Origin of the sequence: Emticicia sp. 21SJ11W-3 (genome assembly GCF_024138715.1) — a bacterium.
GTDB lineage: Bacteria > Bacteroidota > Bacteroidia > Cytophagales > Spirosomataceae > Emticicia > Emticicia fluvialis.
Map to the genome: position 1 here is coordinate 3,862,765 of NZ_CP092074.1, position 15,095 is coordinate 3,877,859.

Genomic DNA, 15,095 nt, shown 5'->3' on the forward strand with positions numbered 1-15,095 from the left:
ATGGAAATTAAAAAACTGATGCAGACCTTTGCCCATCATGGCAAAGTTGAATGGATTAGCTATCGTCCCGGGCCTACTTCCAGAAAACCACTGGTAGTTGCAGACAGCATTGAAGTAACGGAAAAACAGGGCATTGTGGGCGACAGATACAGGGGGACGTCGCGCAAGAGACAGGTAACACTGATACAGGCTGAACACATAGACGCCGTAGCCGGATTGCTACAAAAAGAGCGCATTGACCCGGCTCTGCTGCGCCGAAACATTGTGGTATCGGGCATTAATCTGCTGGCCTTTAACGATGCCGCTTTTCAGATTGGCGAAGCAATTCTGCAAATGACAGGCTATTGCCATCCCTGCAGCCAGATGGAAGAAGCCCTGGGAACCGGCGGGTACAATGCCATGAGAGGCCACGGCGGAATTACCTGTATGGTAGTAAAAGGCGGAAGAATAAAAACAGGCGACCAAGTAAAACCATTGCCTGGGTTCAGCCCCCTGCTTTTTTAGCTTTATAACCCTCTTTCAACAAAAAGGCCAGAATTTTATCCCGGTGGTCTCCCTGAATCAGAATTTCTCCGTCTTTGGCCGTACCACCGCTGCCACAAAGATTCTGTAGCTTCTTTTTTAAGGCTTGCAGGTCATCATCTTTGGCTATCACGCCATCTATACGGCTTACTACTTTATTACCGCCTTTTCTGTCAAGCCAGATTTTCAGATTCTGCTGTTGCGGTGCCAGCGTCTCCGGCTCTTCATCTTCGCCAAAGTTAAAGGTAAAGTCAGGGTCTGTCGAGTACACCACCCCTTCTCTTTGTTTCTTGTTTTTCATGTCATTACCAGCAGACTTTTCTGCTTAATAGATATCGTTAATTCGTCTGTTCCCAGTTGGCGGGGTTCTCCGTCAAAATGAATCAGCAATCGGTCTTTACCTTTTAACCTGAACAAGGTGCTACGGTAGCTTTCAGTATAGGCCGACTCATGTATGGTTTGATTGAACAAGCTGTTTACCATGCCCGGCACCCCCCACAAAGGCATAGGGCTAATGAGGGTGCAGTCAATAAAACCGTCGTCTATCTGCGCAATGGGCGCTATATATGCGTTATTGCCAAATTGCCTGGCATTACCGAAAGTGATACTGAACACCTCATATTCATTTCCTCCAAAAAGGCAGGCCACTGGCTTATAAGACCAGAACTCGCTAAACCCCGCTTTTACATAATTCATCAACCCCCTGCCTTTCATTCCGGCAAATACATAAGCGCATTGGGCATCAAAGCCCAGCCCGGCCGTGCAAAAAAATGGCATTTCGTTGGCATAGCAGGTGTCAATGGCTCTTAAAGAAGCATTATTCAATTGCTGAATAGCATTTACGGCATTCATTGAAATGCCCAACTCCCGAGCCAGCCCATTACCAGAACCCATAGGCAAAATACCCAGGGCTGACGCGCTGCCAACCAATGCCTTTGCGGTTTCGTTCACGGTGCCGTCGCCTCCCATAGCCACTATATAGGGCACCTCCTTAGCAGCAGCTTCGGCAGCTATATCGGTAGCATGACCAGCCGCACGGGTCTCAATAATACGGTGCTTATATCTTTGTTTATCTAAAAGGCTTTCAATCAGATTCACCACCTTCTGATGGTTCTTCACCCTACCCGAAAACGGGTTAACCACAAACCAGATTTCCTGCCTGTTCACAATTATTAAAATAAATTTATATTTTAGTGCAAATATAGTAACAAGGGCAGCAAAATGTCTGCCAAGTATCTAACATTATAAAAACTACTCGACCAAAGGTATGAAAACAATTATTGCAGCTCTGTTTTGCCTTCTACTGTCTTTACAGGTATCGGCACAAAATCAAAAAAATCGGCAGGAAGTTTTAAAGGTGCTGAGCCGCCAGAATGAAAACTGGAACAAAGGAGACATCAGGGCTTTTATGGAAGATTACTGGAAGTCTGACTCGCTGATGTTTATCGGAAAAAACGGGGTAATATATGGCTGGAAAGCAACGCTGGAGCGCTATAACAAAACATACCCCGACCTGGCCACTATGGGTAAGCTAAAGTTTGATATTAAGAAAACTGAGTTTTACTCACCCACAACCTGCTGGGTATTGGGCAAATTTCATCTTACACGCCCTGAGAAAGGAGATGCAGAAGGTTATTTTACGCTGATAATGAAAAAAATCAAAGGAAAATGGCTTATTGTATCAGACCACACCAGTTAATCAGCCGGCTTTCATAAATTTGGAAACTGTATCCAGAAAAATTTCTTTTCTGCGGCGCGAAAGGCTCACCTGGTGGTCTTCCTGTAGTTTCACCAGCAGCCCTTCGTGTATCTGGTAACCCGTTACAAAGTTTAAATTAACCATGTACGATTTATGCGTGCGGAAAAAATCATAGCAACTGAAACGCTTTTCCAGTTCTTTCAGCGTTTTTGACACCAGCAGTTTTTCGCCGTCCTGCAAAAACACTTCTGTATAGTTTACATCTGCTTTCAGGTAAAGAACATGTGCCGGATTTACCTTCTTTTTTCCTGCCAGTTTTATTGAGGCATTTTTGTGTAGATTTGTTTCCATAGTTATTGAGATTTTTAGCTTTTTATCTTAAAGACTCCTAATTTCTCTCAATAGTTGTAACAAAACCAATAAAATTATTAAAATAATCAAGATACCACCGCTTAATTATTTTTGGTGGTATCTTTAGGCGGAAACGTAATCACATCCTGCTGAATGGTGTTGGTTGTGTCGGGGTTGATATCTAAAGAATCAGACTCCAGAATACCGCCAATATCACCTCCGCAATTCTGATATTTCTTGTTGATTGTTACTCTTGGTTTTGGAAATGGCCCCGGCACATACCCCAGTTTTCTGTCGGTATAAACGCTTTGCATAAACTTACCGAAAATAGGAAGCGCAGAACGAGAGCCCTCACCCATACGCGAACGGAAATGGATACTTCGGTCGTCGCCTCCCACCCACACGCCGCAAACCAGGTCTTTGGTAAAGCCCATATACCAGGCGTCTGAATAGTTAGAGGTTGTTCCGGTTTTTCCGCCTGCCTGCCCGCCGTTGGCAAACAAGGCACTGCTGTATTCCCACAAGCCCTGCGATGTTCCCCCCGGCTCTTCTATACCACCGCGTAGCATATATTGCATCAGAAATCCTGACTCCGGGCTTATTACCTCACGTTTCTTTATTTCGGTTTCAAAGATAACCTTGCCTTTTGCATCTTCTATTTTAGCTACCAGGGTAGGCTCAACGTATTCGCCGCCGTTGGCAAAAACACCATAGGCAGCAACCAGTTCATATAATGACACGTCTGACGACCCAAGCCCGATAGAGGCCACAGGGTCTAGCGGGGTGGTAATACCCAGCTTGCGGGCGTACGAAACCACCGTTGATGGTTTTACCTCGTCGGTAAGTTTGGCGGCTATTGAGTTAATTGACTTGGCCATCGCTCGTCGCAGAGTCATACTGGCATAAGTAAACACGCCGTCGGCATTTCTGGGAGCCCAGGTTTTGGGTTCGCCTTTTTCAATCCATTCTTTTTTAAACGGTTCGTCAACGCGTCTGTCGCAAGGCGACAGATTCAGCGGGCCATCAATGGCCGATACATACACAAATGGCTTAAAGGTTGACCCCGGCTGGCGACGCCCCTGCCGAACGTGGTCATATTTAAAATAATTATAGTCTATGCCGCCAACCCAGGCTTTAATATAACCATTGTAAGGGTCCATGGCCATCATGCCAGTCTGTAAAAAACGTTTATAGTGCACAATTGAGTCAATAGGGCTCATGAGCATATCTTCTTCTGACGCACCCTCTTTACCCCACACAAAAACCTTGGTCATTTTTTTCTTTTCATACATATAGTAATGTATCGAGTCGGCATTATTACCGAATTTCTGAACCAGACGTTTGTAAATTGGTGTTCGTTTGGCTACCGTATCTATATAACCCGGAATCTCCTGCCCGTTCTCATATATCCAGGGGTTTTTACCTTTCCACTCAGTATCAAAAATCTTTTGTAAACGGCGCATGTGGCTAGACACCGCATTTTCGGCGTAGTCTTGCATGCGTGAGTCAATAGTGGTATATATCTTCAGGCCATCTTTGTACAAATCAAGGTCTATTTCATTATTTTTGGCCCAGTTTTCAATATATCTGGCAAGCGCGGTTTTAAAATAATTCCCACGGCTGTCGGCATCAATTTCTGTATCTACCACCAGCTTAATATCTGTTTTGCTAAGTTCGTCGGCTTCTTTCTTGCTTAATGCTCCGTTATTGGCCATTAACTGCAAAACCGTATTGCGGCGTTTTAAAGCATTTTTAGGATTTCTGATCGGGTTATACAAAGTAGTACCTTTTTGCAGCCCCACCAGCACGGCTGCTTCTTCGGCTGTAAGCTTATCCGGCTCTTTACTGAAATACGTACGGGCGGCAGTTCTGATACCATAAGCATTATTTCCGTAGTCGACAGTATTCAGATACATCGTCAGAATTTCTCCTTTCGTAAATCGTCTTTCAAGCCTTATGGCCGTAAACCACTCTTTGGTTTTGTACACAATGGTGCGCAACACAGGCACATAATACAGCAAACCGCGCATTTCGCTGCGGCGTGTATTATATAGGTTTTTGGCCAATTGCTGAGATACCGTACTACCACCCCCACGCTCGCCACCGCTAAAGATACCAACGGCTACACCGCCCATCGACCGTAAGTCGATACCTGAGTGTTCAAAAAAACGTTTGTCTTCGGTGGCAATAAGGGCTTTAAATAACCAAGGCGACATCTGTGCGCTATCAACTGTCTGCCGGTTTTCGGTGTAGAATTTGCCGAGTTCAACGCCATCGCTTGAATAAATAGTAGAAGACTGCGCAATTTTGGGGTTAGTCAGTTGCTCTATACTGGGCATACCGCCACACAACCACAAAAAATTGGTTTCAATACAAAACCAGTAAAACAGCACAAACAGAACAACTCGGGCCGTAATTTTATAAATACGCTTGATAACCAAAAAGTACTGACCCTCCTGGTCAAATTTTGACTGAAACGCGCTTTTCAGGTCATCAATTACTTTATAAAAAGTAGCTACAACCCATTCAATTCGTTTTTCACCAAATATTTTGCTCAATAAACGATAAACCTGATCTAACAACCATCCCCAGGAATCGCTGATTTTTGCTGCTGCGTCTGTCAAAAATTGCCTGTCAAGGCGTTTTCTATTTTTTTCTTCCATATTTAAATATTTCGCCGAAAACCCAACAAATAACTAAATTCTGATGCAAATAATCAAACAAACCGAAAAGGTTTTTTAGATACTTAACCATTTAGTAAAAAAGCATGGTTATTTATGCATTTAAGCCGAAGCAATTACAACAAAGCCAGGCGCATGCTTGTTAAAGATGAGTATATCCACATAAAACTTATCAATTATTATGAATCTGATACCTGCCGACAAACCGCTTGAAAAAGAATTGCTGCCGCTGTTTACACAATCTATCTCATTTCAGATACCAGCTACCTGGAAAGACTTTCTGGTAAAGGTTATTCCGTGGCTGCTTGTGCTTATGATACCCATCTATATTATCAGTATAGGCCTTAATTCTATTGGCAGCCTTTTCAGTGCCTTCTCTGCTCATTTACTGGCCTCATTAGCCATGCTGTTTGTTTGCCTTGGCCTTATTTGCAATTTGTTATCACTTAGCGGTATGTTTAAACGCCAGCGTCAGGGCTGGGTTTACAACTATTATGCTTTTCTGTTTTCTCTGGCCGCAGACTTATTCTATCTGCAATTTATTGAGGCCATTCTCAGTTTTTTGTTTTTCGGGTATCTGCTTTTTCAGATACGCAGTTATTATAAATAAGTTCAGAAGGATTTTTAATTATGCCTTACGTCTGAATCCATTAAGAATTCTTAATGGATTCTTTATTTTTTGTGCCTTTCATGAATGAATAAGTCCATTTATATATATTTCTTTATTACTTTTGAATTGACCATTATTTTTGAGCCACTAAACCAAATAAACCAACCGTGAATAACATTTTAGAAGTACACAATGTTGTGAAACGCTATGCCCAGCACACGGCTCTCAACGATGTAAGCATTAATGTTCCGAAAGGCGTAATCTTTGGCTTGCTAGGGCCCAACGGAGCCGGAAAGACCTCACTGATACGTATTATTAATCAGATTACTGCTCCCGACGAAGGGTATGTGTTGTTTGACGGACAGAAACTCCATCCTGAACACATCAAGCAAATCGGGTACCTGCCGGAAGAACGCGGGCTTTACAAAAAAATGAAAGTCGGCGAGCAACTCCTATATCTGGCGCAGCTAAAGGGTTTGTCTGAAAAGCACGCCATGGAAAAGCTGAAAGAGTGGTTCATTAAGTTTGACATCAAGACCTGGTGGACAAAAAACGTAGAAGACCTCTCAAAAGGTATGCAGCAGAAAATTCAGTTTGTGGCTACCGTGCTGCACGAACCACAGTTGATTATTCTCGACGAACCCTTCTCCGGTTTTGACCCCATCAATGCCAATCTCATAAAAGACGAGATTCTTGAACTGAAAAAGAAAGGCACTACCATTATATTTTCAACTCACCGTATGGAATCGGTTGAAGAACTCTGCGACAACGTAGCACTTATCAATAAATCGCACAAGGTTTTAGACGGGCCCAAGAAAGAAATCAAAGAACAGTTTAAAACCCATACGTATAATGTTGAGTATATGGGCGACCTTAACAATCTGTTTGAAGACTTTGAAGTTTTAGAGACACATACCATTGAAGACAACTACAAGAAGTCTACGTTAAAACTAAAACCTGAAGTACCTGTTAACAAGCTGGTAAGACAACTGATAGACAACGTAGAACTGCGCACCTTTGGCGAGAACATACCAAGCATGAACGATATCTTCATTGCTGCCGTGAACGAGATTCCGCAATAAACCATCTGGCCGATTTTGTTTTAAATCAAAAAGCACAAACAACTATGAAGAATATTTTCCTGGTTCTGAAAAGAGAATACCTGACGAGAGTCCGTAAGAAGTCATTCATTGTTATGACCATCCTTGGCCCGCTGTTGATAGCCGCCTTCTACGGCATTATCGGCTGGACGGCCATGTCGTCAATCAGCCTTAAAAAAATTGAGGTAATTGACCAGAGCAATCTGTTCAAAGAAAAATTTAAGAATTCAGAAGAACTGAATTATACCTTTTCGGCAGAGGCGCTGGAAAACGCCAAAAAAAGCTTTGCCAAAAGTGGCTATGATGCCCTTGTTTTTATACCCAACGACATCATGACTAACCCCAGGGGCGTAAAGATTTTTTCAGAAAAGAGTCTTTCAATTGAGCTGCAAAGGGGTATTGAAAAGAATATTGAGCGTGAAATAGAAACGATTAAACTAACCGAAGCCGGAATTACGCAAAAAGTGCTGGAAGATGCCAAAATGAACGTAAGCAGCGAGACCATCAGCCTGAGTGCCGAGGGAGAAAAAAGCAACAGCTCGGTGGCTGCAACTGTAATTGGCTATGTTTGTGCCTTTTTGATATACATTACCGTTTTTATTTTTGGAGTGCAGGTAATGCGTAGCGTAATGGAAGAAAAAACCAGCCGTATTGTTGAGGTGATAATCTCTTCTATTAAACCATTTGAATTGATGATGGGTAAAATTATAGGTGTGGCGCTGGTGGGTCTTACTCAGTTTGCACTCTGGATTCTGCTCACGTTTGCCATCACAACCGCTGTAACTTCATTGTTCGGCGAGAAGTTTTCAGCCTCGCCCGAAAAACGTCTGGAGCAGGTTAAAAAGATGCCACAGGCACAAGAAATAGAAAAACAGGTTGTAAAAGAAACAAACGGTGGCAGCCCTTATGTAAAAATAATGAATGCCATTCAAACGCTTCCCTGGGTTACAATTCTGGTTTGTTTTATTTTCTACTTCCTGGGCGGATACCTCATGTACAGTGCTTTGTTTGGGGCTATCGGCTCGGCAGTAGATAGCGAGACGGACGTCCAGCAGTTTATGTTCCCTATTACCATGCCTATTATATTCTCTATTGCCATAGCCCAGTTTGTAATACGTGAACCGGATGGAGCCCTGGCATTCTGGACCTCCATGATTCCGTTTACCTCACCAATTATTATGATGGTGCGTATACCATTCGGCGTACCAACCTGGCAGATCATCCTGTCAATGGTTATTCTGAGCGCGGGCTTTATTGGCACCACCTGGCTGGCTGGCCGTATTTACCGTGTAGGTATTCTTATGTTTGGCAAAAAACCAACATTTAAAGAAATTGGTAAATGGATATTTTATAAAGGTTAAAACAGATTCATTATCAGGCTTGAATTTGCCACTGCTATTCAAAGCAGGTAGCGTAATTCAATTAATATAAAATCGATTTCCCGTAGGGCGGATAGCAATAGCTTACCTACGGGAAATTTTTTGTACAAGCGGCTATTAAAACCCAAGCAAAAAATCAGGGTTCAGGCATATAGCAGCATATTTTGCTTTGTCTTCTTCGGCACACACCCCGGGGAAATCTCCACTATGCCCCAGCATATCTGTCATTACCTGAAAATGCAAATGTGGCGGCCAATCGCCATTATCAGGGTAATTACCTATTTCGCCAATCTTTTCATCAGCGGTTATGGGCTTACCTTCATAAAGATTTTCTAAAGATCTTAAAGAAAGATGCCCATAGAGTGTAAACAATGGCTTACCCTCATATTCATGTTCCAGAATAATCGTCGGCCCGTAGTCGCCAAACCCGGCATTATTTTTAAAGCTGTGCACCCGGCCACTTAATGGCGCATAAACCGGGGTACCTGCTTTAGCCCAAAGGTCTACCCCCAGATGTATATTTCTTGGCACCTCACCAGCCTTCATAAAATGGCTGCTGCGCCAGTAAATAACCCGGTTTTCCATATAACCGCCTATTCCCATTTGTGCTCCGGCAGCATAAATACGGTTGAAAACATACTCAGAAAAACCGGCTGTATTTACGAGGTCAAGGGTGGCTAAGTCGGTATTGGCGGCTGTGAAATCAAGCCTGACGAACGAGTCGATACGTAATACTTTAGACATGGGCGTTTCAATCAGAATAGAATTGCAATGATAAGGCTTAAAAATAAAAAAATGCTTTATTAAGCACGTTTTACTCAATAAAAAGCGCTTTTGAAATAAAAATATCTAAAAAATAGCGTCATTTGCAGTTGTTTAGAATTACCCCATGAACAATCCCTATATATCACTTCTGCGCACCGCCTGGAAGTACGCCCGTCAGGAAAAGAAAAAGTACGTTTTCATCTACAGCCTTTTTGTAATGGCCAATGTAATGAATGCGCTTAACCCACTGCTATACGGTTGGTTTATTGACAGTATTCAGAAAGACAGCTCTAAAATATGGAACAACGTTTTGTTGTATGCCGGGTTGTTTTTGTTTTTGAAACTGTTGGAGTGGAGTTTTCATGGCCCCGCCCGCATTATGGAGCGAGACCTGGCCTTTAGCCTGAGCCGTAATTTTCTGGAAGAACTCTACCACCAGACCCTGCATTTACCTATCCGCTGGCACCAGGACAACCACAGTGGCTCTACCATTAACCGAATCAGAAAAGCATACGATGCCCTGAAACACTTCTTTCAGGATGGATTCATGTTTCTGCATGCCATATTCAAGTTTGTGTTTTCTTTTGGCGCCATGCTTTACTTTTCTCCGCTTTTTGGGGGTGTCGGGGTTCTGTTGGGTATTCTCACTATCTGGGTAATTTTTAAATTTGACAAACCATTCATTAAAGCGCTTGACGAAACCAATGAGAAAGAACACGTGGTATCGTCGACACTTTTTGATAGTCTTTCCAATATTATTACCGTTATTACCCTGCGCCTTGAAAAACGAATGGAAAACAGCCTGATGAAAAAGGTTTTTGAAGTACTGCCTCCGTTCAGGCGTAATGTACGTATCAACGAGTGGAAATGGTTTGTGGCCGACACACTGGTAACGCTCATATACTGCGTTATTGCAGTGGGGTACGTTTACCAGCACTATACACCCGGCCAGCCTTTTTATATTGGCGGTTTGGTAACTTTATTAGGCTATGTTATTCAGTTTACCAGCGTTTTTCATGATGTAGCCTGGCAATACACCAACATTGTGCAGTATAACACCGATGTACAGACCGCCCGAACCATAGGTGCGGCCTATACAACACACCATAGGCCGGATGACGAAAACTCATTACCAGCCGACTGGAAAAAAATAACAATTGAAGGCCTTAATTTCTCTCATAATGAAGTTTACGAAGCCAACAAAGTTGCTCACAGCCTGCATAATCTGAATATCAGCATTGAGCGAGGCAAAAAGATAGCTTTTATTGGTGAAAGCGGCAGCGGTAAAAGTACCTTGCTGAAATTGCTGAGAGGATTGTATGACTCAGAACCCGATGTAAAGGTTTCTGTTGACGGGGTGGAAACTGATTCGCTGGCTATAATTTCTGATACCATTACGCTGTTTCCGCAAGAACCGGAAATTTTTGAGAATACCATTGCCTATAACATTACGCTGGGGCTGCCGTTTGAAACCGAAGAAATAATGAAGGTAAGTGAAACGGCCCACTTTAAGGAAGTAATTCAGCAACTGCCCCGGGGGCTGGAATCTAGCATACAGGAAAAAGGTGTGAACCTGTCTGGAGGACAAAAACAGCGGCTGGCACTGGCTCGGGGTGTGCTGGCGGCGCGTCTGAGCGAAATAGTGCTGCTAGACGAGCCAACCAGTAGCGTTGACCCCAAAACAGAAGTGCAGATTTATAACAAACTATTTAAGGAATTCAAAGACAAGGCCGTTTTGTCGTCATTACACCGCCTTCACCTGCTTACCAGGTTTGACTACGTATATATTTTACAGAATGGCCGCATTGCAGACGAAGGAACTTTTACCAACCTGAAAGAGCACAGCACAATTTTTCAGGAACTTTGGAAACACCAGGAACACCTGCAAACCAGAGATGATAATCAATAAGCCATTACTTTTTCAGTTCGGCATAACCTATGGTGTGTATAATTACGGCACCATCTTTGGCGCGCTTACCGTAACTGTTTATGGCCAGCTGGTCTTTTAAAACACTTATTTCGCTTATATCATTGTGGTTTATTCTGGCCAGTTCGTCTTTATTTGTTACTTTGCCATCCAGAACAAACAAAACATCTTTGTCTGATTCCAGTCCGCTTAACTTCAGTTGGCCTGAATTGTCTCTGGCTGGCAAACTAATCACCATTTTCATATCCGGCTTTGCCTCAGTTACAAAACTAATTGGCATGGTAAATATTACATTAACCGGTTTGCCATTTACTTTGCCGGGTTTCCAGCGGGGCATTTGCGATATCACCCTGATTGCCTCTTCTTCACAACCATAGCCAATGCCTTTCAGCACTTTAAAGTCGCTGATGGTGCCATCAGTATGCACCACAAATTTAATAAACACTTTACCGGAAACATTCTTGCGCTGGGCTTCAATAGGATAGCGGAGATTACCAGATATAAACTCATACATGGCTTTTAAACCACCGGGATATTCAGGATGCTCATCTACAACATCAAAAATCTGGTCATCGGTTAAAACTGTGGTTGTTTGGGGCTTACTTATTTCTACTTCTGCAAGGGCAATATTGGCAAGAGCTTTTTCTTTCAATACAACATCAATTACATTTTTAGCTGCTACAGGCACAACCAATGTTTCAAAACCTGCCATGCTAAACTGTAGTGTATCGTTTTCAGCCACGTTGATTCTGTATTTCCCCTCTGCATCGGTAATGGTTCCGTGGTTGGCGTTAACAACCAAAACACTTACTCCGGGTAACCCCATGCCGCCAGACTTTGAAATTACCTTGCCGCTTACTTCTAAATTTTTAGTTTCTGTAATACCAATTTGAGGCGTTGCCAGTGGGTTTAAACTTACGCTGCTATTTTTAAGACCCGAGAAATTTACCTCTACAATTTCAAGCATTTCATTTTTGGCAATAGTAGCCGAAGACAGCACAAGCATAAGAATAAACAAAGGCACAGACATACCGTATTTCAACAACATAATCTTGCGAGAGCGTGGCTTACTAAGCATCTGTATCCGGCGCTTTAGGGTTGAGTGCGTAAAAAAACGATTGGTGAGGTAATCGGGCTGCAAGCCGAACTCCTGCGTAAAAAGAAGCAGGGCGTAGTCGGCCTTTGAAGATTCGCTTTGTGAAGCAACCTCATCAGCAATAAACTCGTGTATGTGCTTAATATCTCTTTTATATAAGTACACCACCGGGTTGAACCAGTTCAGAATGGCGATAATCTCAAAAAGCATTACATCGGCCGAATGAAGCTGCTGCATGTGTACGTGCTCATGAGCCAGAATAGTATCTCGTTTTTTCAGGGTTTCGTCAACAAAGCTGTAGCCAAAAAACGAAAACGCCGTAAATTTCTCAAAATCCTTGTTACGAAGCACAACTATCAGCTGCATGAGTGTTACCAATAGCCGCACCGTAAAAAGACTGATACCGGCAATATAGAGTAACTTTAGTACATCGCCCCATGTAAAATTTATTCCGTCAGCCGGATGAATACCAATCACTGAGGGGTTGTACAAGTTATAAAAAACCAAATTGATTTCTCTGGTTATAAACCACGACTGCACATATTCGGAGTACCAAAGCGGAATGCCGAATGATAACAGCGCTGATAAAACCAGATAGAACCGGTTCAGGTTATGGAATGTTTCGCCAAAAAGTATTAGGCGATAAAAACCGTAAAAGAGAATAAAGTACAAATTAACCTGAACCAGATAAAATAAAAAATCCATTATTTTGATGTTTTTTCTCCTAATGCAAACATAATTGGCAAAACAAGAGAAGAACGGACGGTCGTATTACCGTTGCGGCCGGGTGTCCACCGGGGCATGGCCTTCACCACGCGGGTAACTTCTTCGTCGCAACCATAACCCAGACTTTTAACAATCTCGGTTTCGCTGATTCTTCCGTCTTCTTCCACAATTAATTTAATAAACACTTTCCCCTGAATATTCTTGTCGCGAGCGGCTTTAGGATATTTAAGATGGGTGCCCACAAACGCTAACAGACCTTTCATTCCTCCGGGGTATTCGGCAACTTGTTCTACCTGCGCAAGGGGTTCATTCTTTTGGGTTTGAGCAGAAAGACCTGTGGCAGAAAATACGCCAAGAGTTAAAATAAAAAATAGCTTTTTCATAAAATTTGTATAGTTGAACATTTGTTAATATTTGAATACTGTTATTGACTTTCACCAGGCACCCCTCATTCAGCCGTTAAAGCCTGACTTTTCCGTGTTGCGTTTTCGTTGGTCTGGGTTACCACAATTTTATTATGCTTACCAAGGGTTAACCTCATAAAAACTCTCGATTCTACCACCTGTTTTCTTTTTACGGCCGGAATCCAGTATGGCATGCCTTTCAGTATGCTGCCAACCCTGCCGTTGTAATCTGCCCTGATGCCTTTATCAACCACTACATTGGTTATCTCGCCATCGGTGCCTACCGTAAAAGACGCATAAATGTCACCTTCCTTAGACGGTCCTTCCGGATATTTAAACTCAGCAGCAATGTATTTTTCAAAGGCTTTGTTACCACCTTTGAACTCTGCCGGGGTCAGGTCAGAATCTTTTACTCTTCTTACATCTTGTGCCACCACAAAATAACCCATGCACACAATCAGCGGAATTAAAAAAATATACTTACCGGCTAACCAAATGGGGCTACGCTCCTTCATCATCATCTGAATCCGCTCTTTTAGCAGCGAATCCCTGAAAAAATCATTGCCCAGGTTACTGGCATTCACTCTGAAATTATACTCGAACAGAAACTGGGCATAAGGTACTTTTTCTTCTCCTTCCACTATGCTGTCGGCCAGAAACTCATGCAGTTTACGAAGCGAATTTTTATAAAGTATCAGAATAGGATTAAACCAGCAGAAAATCTGGGCGATTTCGATAAAGAAGATGTCCCAGCTATGGCCCTGGCTAATATGTACCTCTTCGTGGTCTGTAATAATGCCACGGTTATAAAAAACGTCGTCACGGTTGAGAATCAGAAAATTAAAAAACGAGTATGACGAATAAGATTTATTGGTACGCAAAAGCCAGTAATTTTGTCCGCTGCGGGTTTCAGGCTTGCCTATTGGCTCGCTTTCGCGTAGAAGTATATAAACACTCACCAGCGCCACAATAAACCTGAGACAAAAATAGGCTGCCCCAACCAGATAAAACACAGTAACCAGGTCCATCCAGTTAAAAGTAAAGGTTCGGGCTGTCTGAAAAACCGGCTGATATACCACCGCCTTTAGTGATTCGGTCGGTATTTCGTTAAGCGTATGTGGTAAAGGGGCATCAAAATTATAGGTATGCCTTACCTTCAGAACGGGCATCATGAAAGACGCCAGCACTGATAATAACAGATAAAATCTATTAGCCTGAAAAAAGGTATTTCTACGAAGAAAAACCCAATAAAAAGCAAAAAAAGCTGCCAATACCAGATTGACTTTCAGAAGGTAGATAAGTACGCTCATATAATGCCACGTTAAAAGTTTTACATAAACACTTTTTTTTACCGTTTTTTATATTGTTTCGGGTTGAGGAGGTTTAATGCTTTTTCATTTTCTCAATCAGTTTCAGTATCTCGTCTGCTTCTTTCACATCAATCTTTTTTTCTCTCACAAAAAACGAGAACATTTCTTCTACCGAATTTTCAAAATATCCCTCCATCAGTTTTCCGGTGGCAAAAGATTTATATTCTTCTTTGCTTACCAATGAGTAATACTCGTGGGTTTTACCATAGGCCTTGTGGCCAATAAAACCCTTCTGCTCCAGAATACGCACAATGGTTGACACCGTGTTGTATGCCGGGCGAGGCTCAGGAAATTCTTCCAGAATATCTTTTACAAAGGCGGGTTCGCGATTCCATAATATTTGCATTACTTCCTCTTCCGCACGAGTCAATTCTCTGAGTTCCATCGTATTTTCTAATTGATTATGTTTTTTCGGCTTTCTCTGAAACAAATGTATAACTAATAATTTAGTTTCAAAACTATTTC

At 42.5% G+C, this 15,095-nt stretch carries 15 protein-coding genes; 6 read left to right on the forward strand and 9 right to left on the reverse strand.

What is annotated here, in order from left to right:
* A complete protein-coding gene (locus MB380_RS16340; protein ID WP_253527622.1) occupies positions 1-504 on the forward strand; it encodes an MOSC domain-containing protein in 504 nt (167 codons plus the stop codon).
* On the opposite strand, the gene MB380_RS16345 is transcribed toward MB380_RS16340, so the two are convergent.
* Complete coding sequence (locus tag MB380_RS16345) at positions 485-823, reverse strand: translation initiation factor (protein WP_253527625.1); 339 nt, start codon at positions 821-823, stop codon at positions 485-487. The genes MB380_RS16340 and MB380_RS16345 overlap by 20 nt on opposite strands.
* A complete protein-coding gene (locus MB380_RS16350) occupies positions 820-1,689 on the reverse strand; it encodes a diacylglycerol kinase family protein (protein ID WP_253527642.1) in 870 nt (289 codons plus the stop codon). Before MB380_RS16350 ends, MB380_RS16345 begins: the two co-directional genes overlap by 4 nt.
* A 100-nt stretch (positions 1,690-1,789) precedes the next feature.
* On the opposite strand from MB380_RS16350, the gene MB380_RS16355 reads away from it, so the two are divergent.
* A complete protein-coding gene (locus tag MB380_RS16355) occupies positions 1,790-2,221 on the forward strand; it encodes a DUF4440 domain-containing protein (protein ID WP_253527645.1) in 432 nt (143 codons plus the stop codon).
* On the opposite strand, the gene MB380_RS16360 is transcribed toward MB380_RS16355, so the two are convergent.
* Positions 2,222-2,572, reverse strand: a complete 351-nt coding sequence (locus MB380_RS16360; protein ID WP_253527659.1) for a LytTR family DNA-binding domain-containing protein — start codon at positions 2,570-2,572, stop codon at positions 2,222-2,224.
* A 101-nt stretch (positions 2,573-2,673) separates the two neighbouring features.
* Complete coding sequence (locus MB380_RS16365; protein WP_253527662.1) at positions 2,674-5,235, reverse strand: transglycosylase domain-containing protein; 2,562 nt, start codon at positions 5,233-5,235, stop codon at positions 2,674-2,676.
* A 199-nt stretch (positions 5,236-5,434) separates the two neighbouring features.
* Between MB380_RS16365 and MB380_RS16370 the strand changes: the two genes are divergently transcribed.
* The 3 genes from MB380_RS16370 (at position 5,435) to MB380_RS16380 (ending at position 8,324) form a co-directional block, all read left to right on the forward strand.
* Positions 5,435-5,863, forward strand: coding sequence for a hypothetical protein (locus MB380_RS16370; RefSeq protein ID WP_253527665.1), 429 nt, complete (start codon positions 5,435-5,437; stop codon positions 5,861-5,863).
* A 167-nt stretch (positions 5,864-6,030) separates the two neighbouring features.
* The gene (locus MB380_RS16375; protein WP_253527715.1) at positions 6,031-6,945 is read left to right on the forward strand and encodes an ABC transporter ATP-binding protein; all 915 of its coding nucleotides are present in this window, start codon (positions 6,031-6,033) and stop codon (positions 6,943-6,945) included.
* A gap of 44 nt (positions 6,946-6,989) precedes the next feature.
* Positions 6,990-8,324: an ABC transporter permease gene (locus MB380_RS16380; protein ID WP_253527718.1), complete on the forward strand. Its 1,335-nt coding sequence runs from the start codon at positions 6,990-6,992 to the stop codon at positions 8,322-8,324.
* 135 nt (positions 8,325-8,459) lie between these two features.
* On the opposite strand, the gene MB380_RS16385 is transcribed toward MB380_RS16380, so the two are convergent.
* Entirely contained in the window at positions 8,460-9,086 is a 627-nt protein-coding gene (locus MB380_RS16385; protein ID WP_253527721.1) for a peptidoglycan DD-metalloendopeptidase family protein, read from the reverse strand.
* A 145-nt stretch (positions 9,087-9,231) separates the two neighbouring features.
* On the opposite strand from MB380_RS16385, the gene MB380_RS16390 reads away from it, so the two are divergent.
* Positions 9,232-11,016, forward strand: coding sequence for an ABC transporter ATP-binding protein (locus MB380_RS16390; protein ID WP_253527724.1), 1,785 nt, complete (start codon positions 9,232-9,234; stop codon positions 11,014-11,016).
* A gap of 4 nt (positions 11,017-11,020) precedes the next feature.
* Here MB380_RS16390 and MB380_RS16395 read toward each other — a convergent pair whose 3' ends face one another.
* The 4 genes from MB380_RS16395 to MB380_RS16410 form a co-directional block, all read right to left on the reverse strand.
* Positions 11,021-12,835, reverse strand: a complete 1,815-nt coding sequence (locus MB380_RS16395; RefSeq protein ID WP_253527741.1) for a TonB family protein — start codon at positions 12,833-12,835, stop codon at positions 11,021-11,023.
* Complete coding sequence (locus tag MB380_RS16400) at positions 12,835-13,239, reverse strand: energy transducer TonB (protein ID WP_253527744.1); 405 nt, start codon at positions 13,237-13,239, stop codon at positions 12,835-12,837. The genes MB380_RS16395 and MB380_RS16400 overlap by 1 nt, the downstream gene beginning before the upstream one ends.
* Positions 13,240-13,304: 65 nt before the next feature.
* The gene (locus MB380_RS16405) at positions 13,305-14,570 is read right to left on the reverse strand and encodes a hypothetical protein (protein ID WP_253527747.1); all 1,266 of its coding nucleotides are present in this window, start codon (positions 14,568-14,570) and stop codon (positions 13,305-13,307) included.
* Between the two features lie 73 nt (positions 14,571-14,643).
* A complete protein-coding gene (locus MB380_RS16410) occupies positions 14,644-15,015 on the reverse strand; it encodes a BlaI/MecI/CopY family transcriptional regulator (protein ID WP_253527750.1) in 372 nt (123 codons plus the stop codon).
* Positions 15,016-15,095 lie beyond the last annotated feature (80 nt).

Excerpts from the sequence above, each read along its gene's own strand:
- MB380_RS16405 (WP_253527747.1), bottom strand. The coding sequence starts at position 14,570 with ATGAGCGTACTTATCTACCTTCTGAAAGTCAATCTGGTATTGGCAGCT.
- MB380_RS16380 (WP_253527718.1), top strand. The coding sequence starts at position 6,990 with ATGAAGAATATTTTCCTGGTTCTGAAAAGAGAATACCTGACGAGAGTC.
- MB380_RS16400 (WP_253527744.1), bottom strand. The coding sequence starts at position 13,239 with ATGAAAAAGCTATTTTTTATTTTAACTCTTGGCGTATTTTCTGCCACA.
- MB380_RS16360 (WP_253527659.1), bottom strand. The coding sequence starts at position 2,572 with ATGGAAACAAATCTACACAAAAATGCCTCAATAAAACTGGCAGGAAAA.
- MB380_RS16395 (WP_253527741.1), bottom strand. The coding sequence starts at position 12,835 with ATGGATTTTTTATTTTATCTGGTTCAGGTTAATTTGTACTTTATTCTC.
- MB380_RS16390 (WP_253527724.1), top strand. The coding sequence starts at position 9,232 with ATGAACAATCCCTATATATCACTTCTGCGCACCGCCTGGAAGTACGCC.
- MB380_RS16370 (WP_253527665.1), top strand. The coding sequence starts at position 5,435 with ATGAATCTGATACCTGCCGACAAACCGCTTGAAAAAGAATTGCTGCCG.
- MB380_RS16340 (WP_253527622.1), top strand. The coding sequence starts at position 1 with ATGGAAATTAAAAAACTGATGCAGACCTTTGCCCATCATGGCAAAGTT.
- MB380_RS16410 (WP_253527750.1), bottom strand. The coding sequence starts at position 15,015 with ATGGAACTCAGAGAATTGACTCGTGCGGAAGAGGAAGTAATGCAAATA.
- MB380_RS16365 (WP_253527662.1), bottom strand. The coding sequence starts at position 5,235 with ATGGAAGAAAAAAATAGAAAACGCCTTGACAGGCAATTTTTGACAGAC.
- MB380_RS16345 (WP_253527625.1), bottom strand. The coding sequence starts at position 823 with ATGAAAAACAAGAAACAAAGAGAAGGGGTGGTGTACTCGACAGACCCT.
- MB380_RS16355 (WP_253527645.1), top strand. The coding sequence starts at position 1,790 with ATGAAAACAATTATTGCAGCTCTGTTTTGCCTTCTACTGTCTTTACAG.
- MB380_RS16385 (WP_253527721.1), bottom strand. The coding sequence starts at position 9,086 with ATGTCTAAAGTATTACGTATCGACTCGTTCGTCAGGCTTGATTTCACA.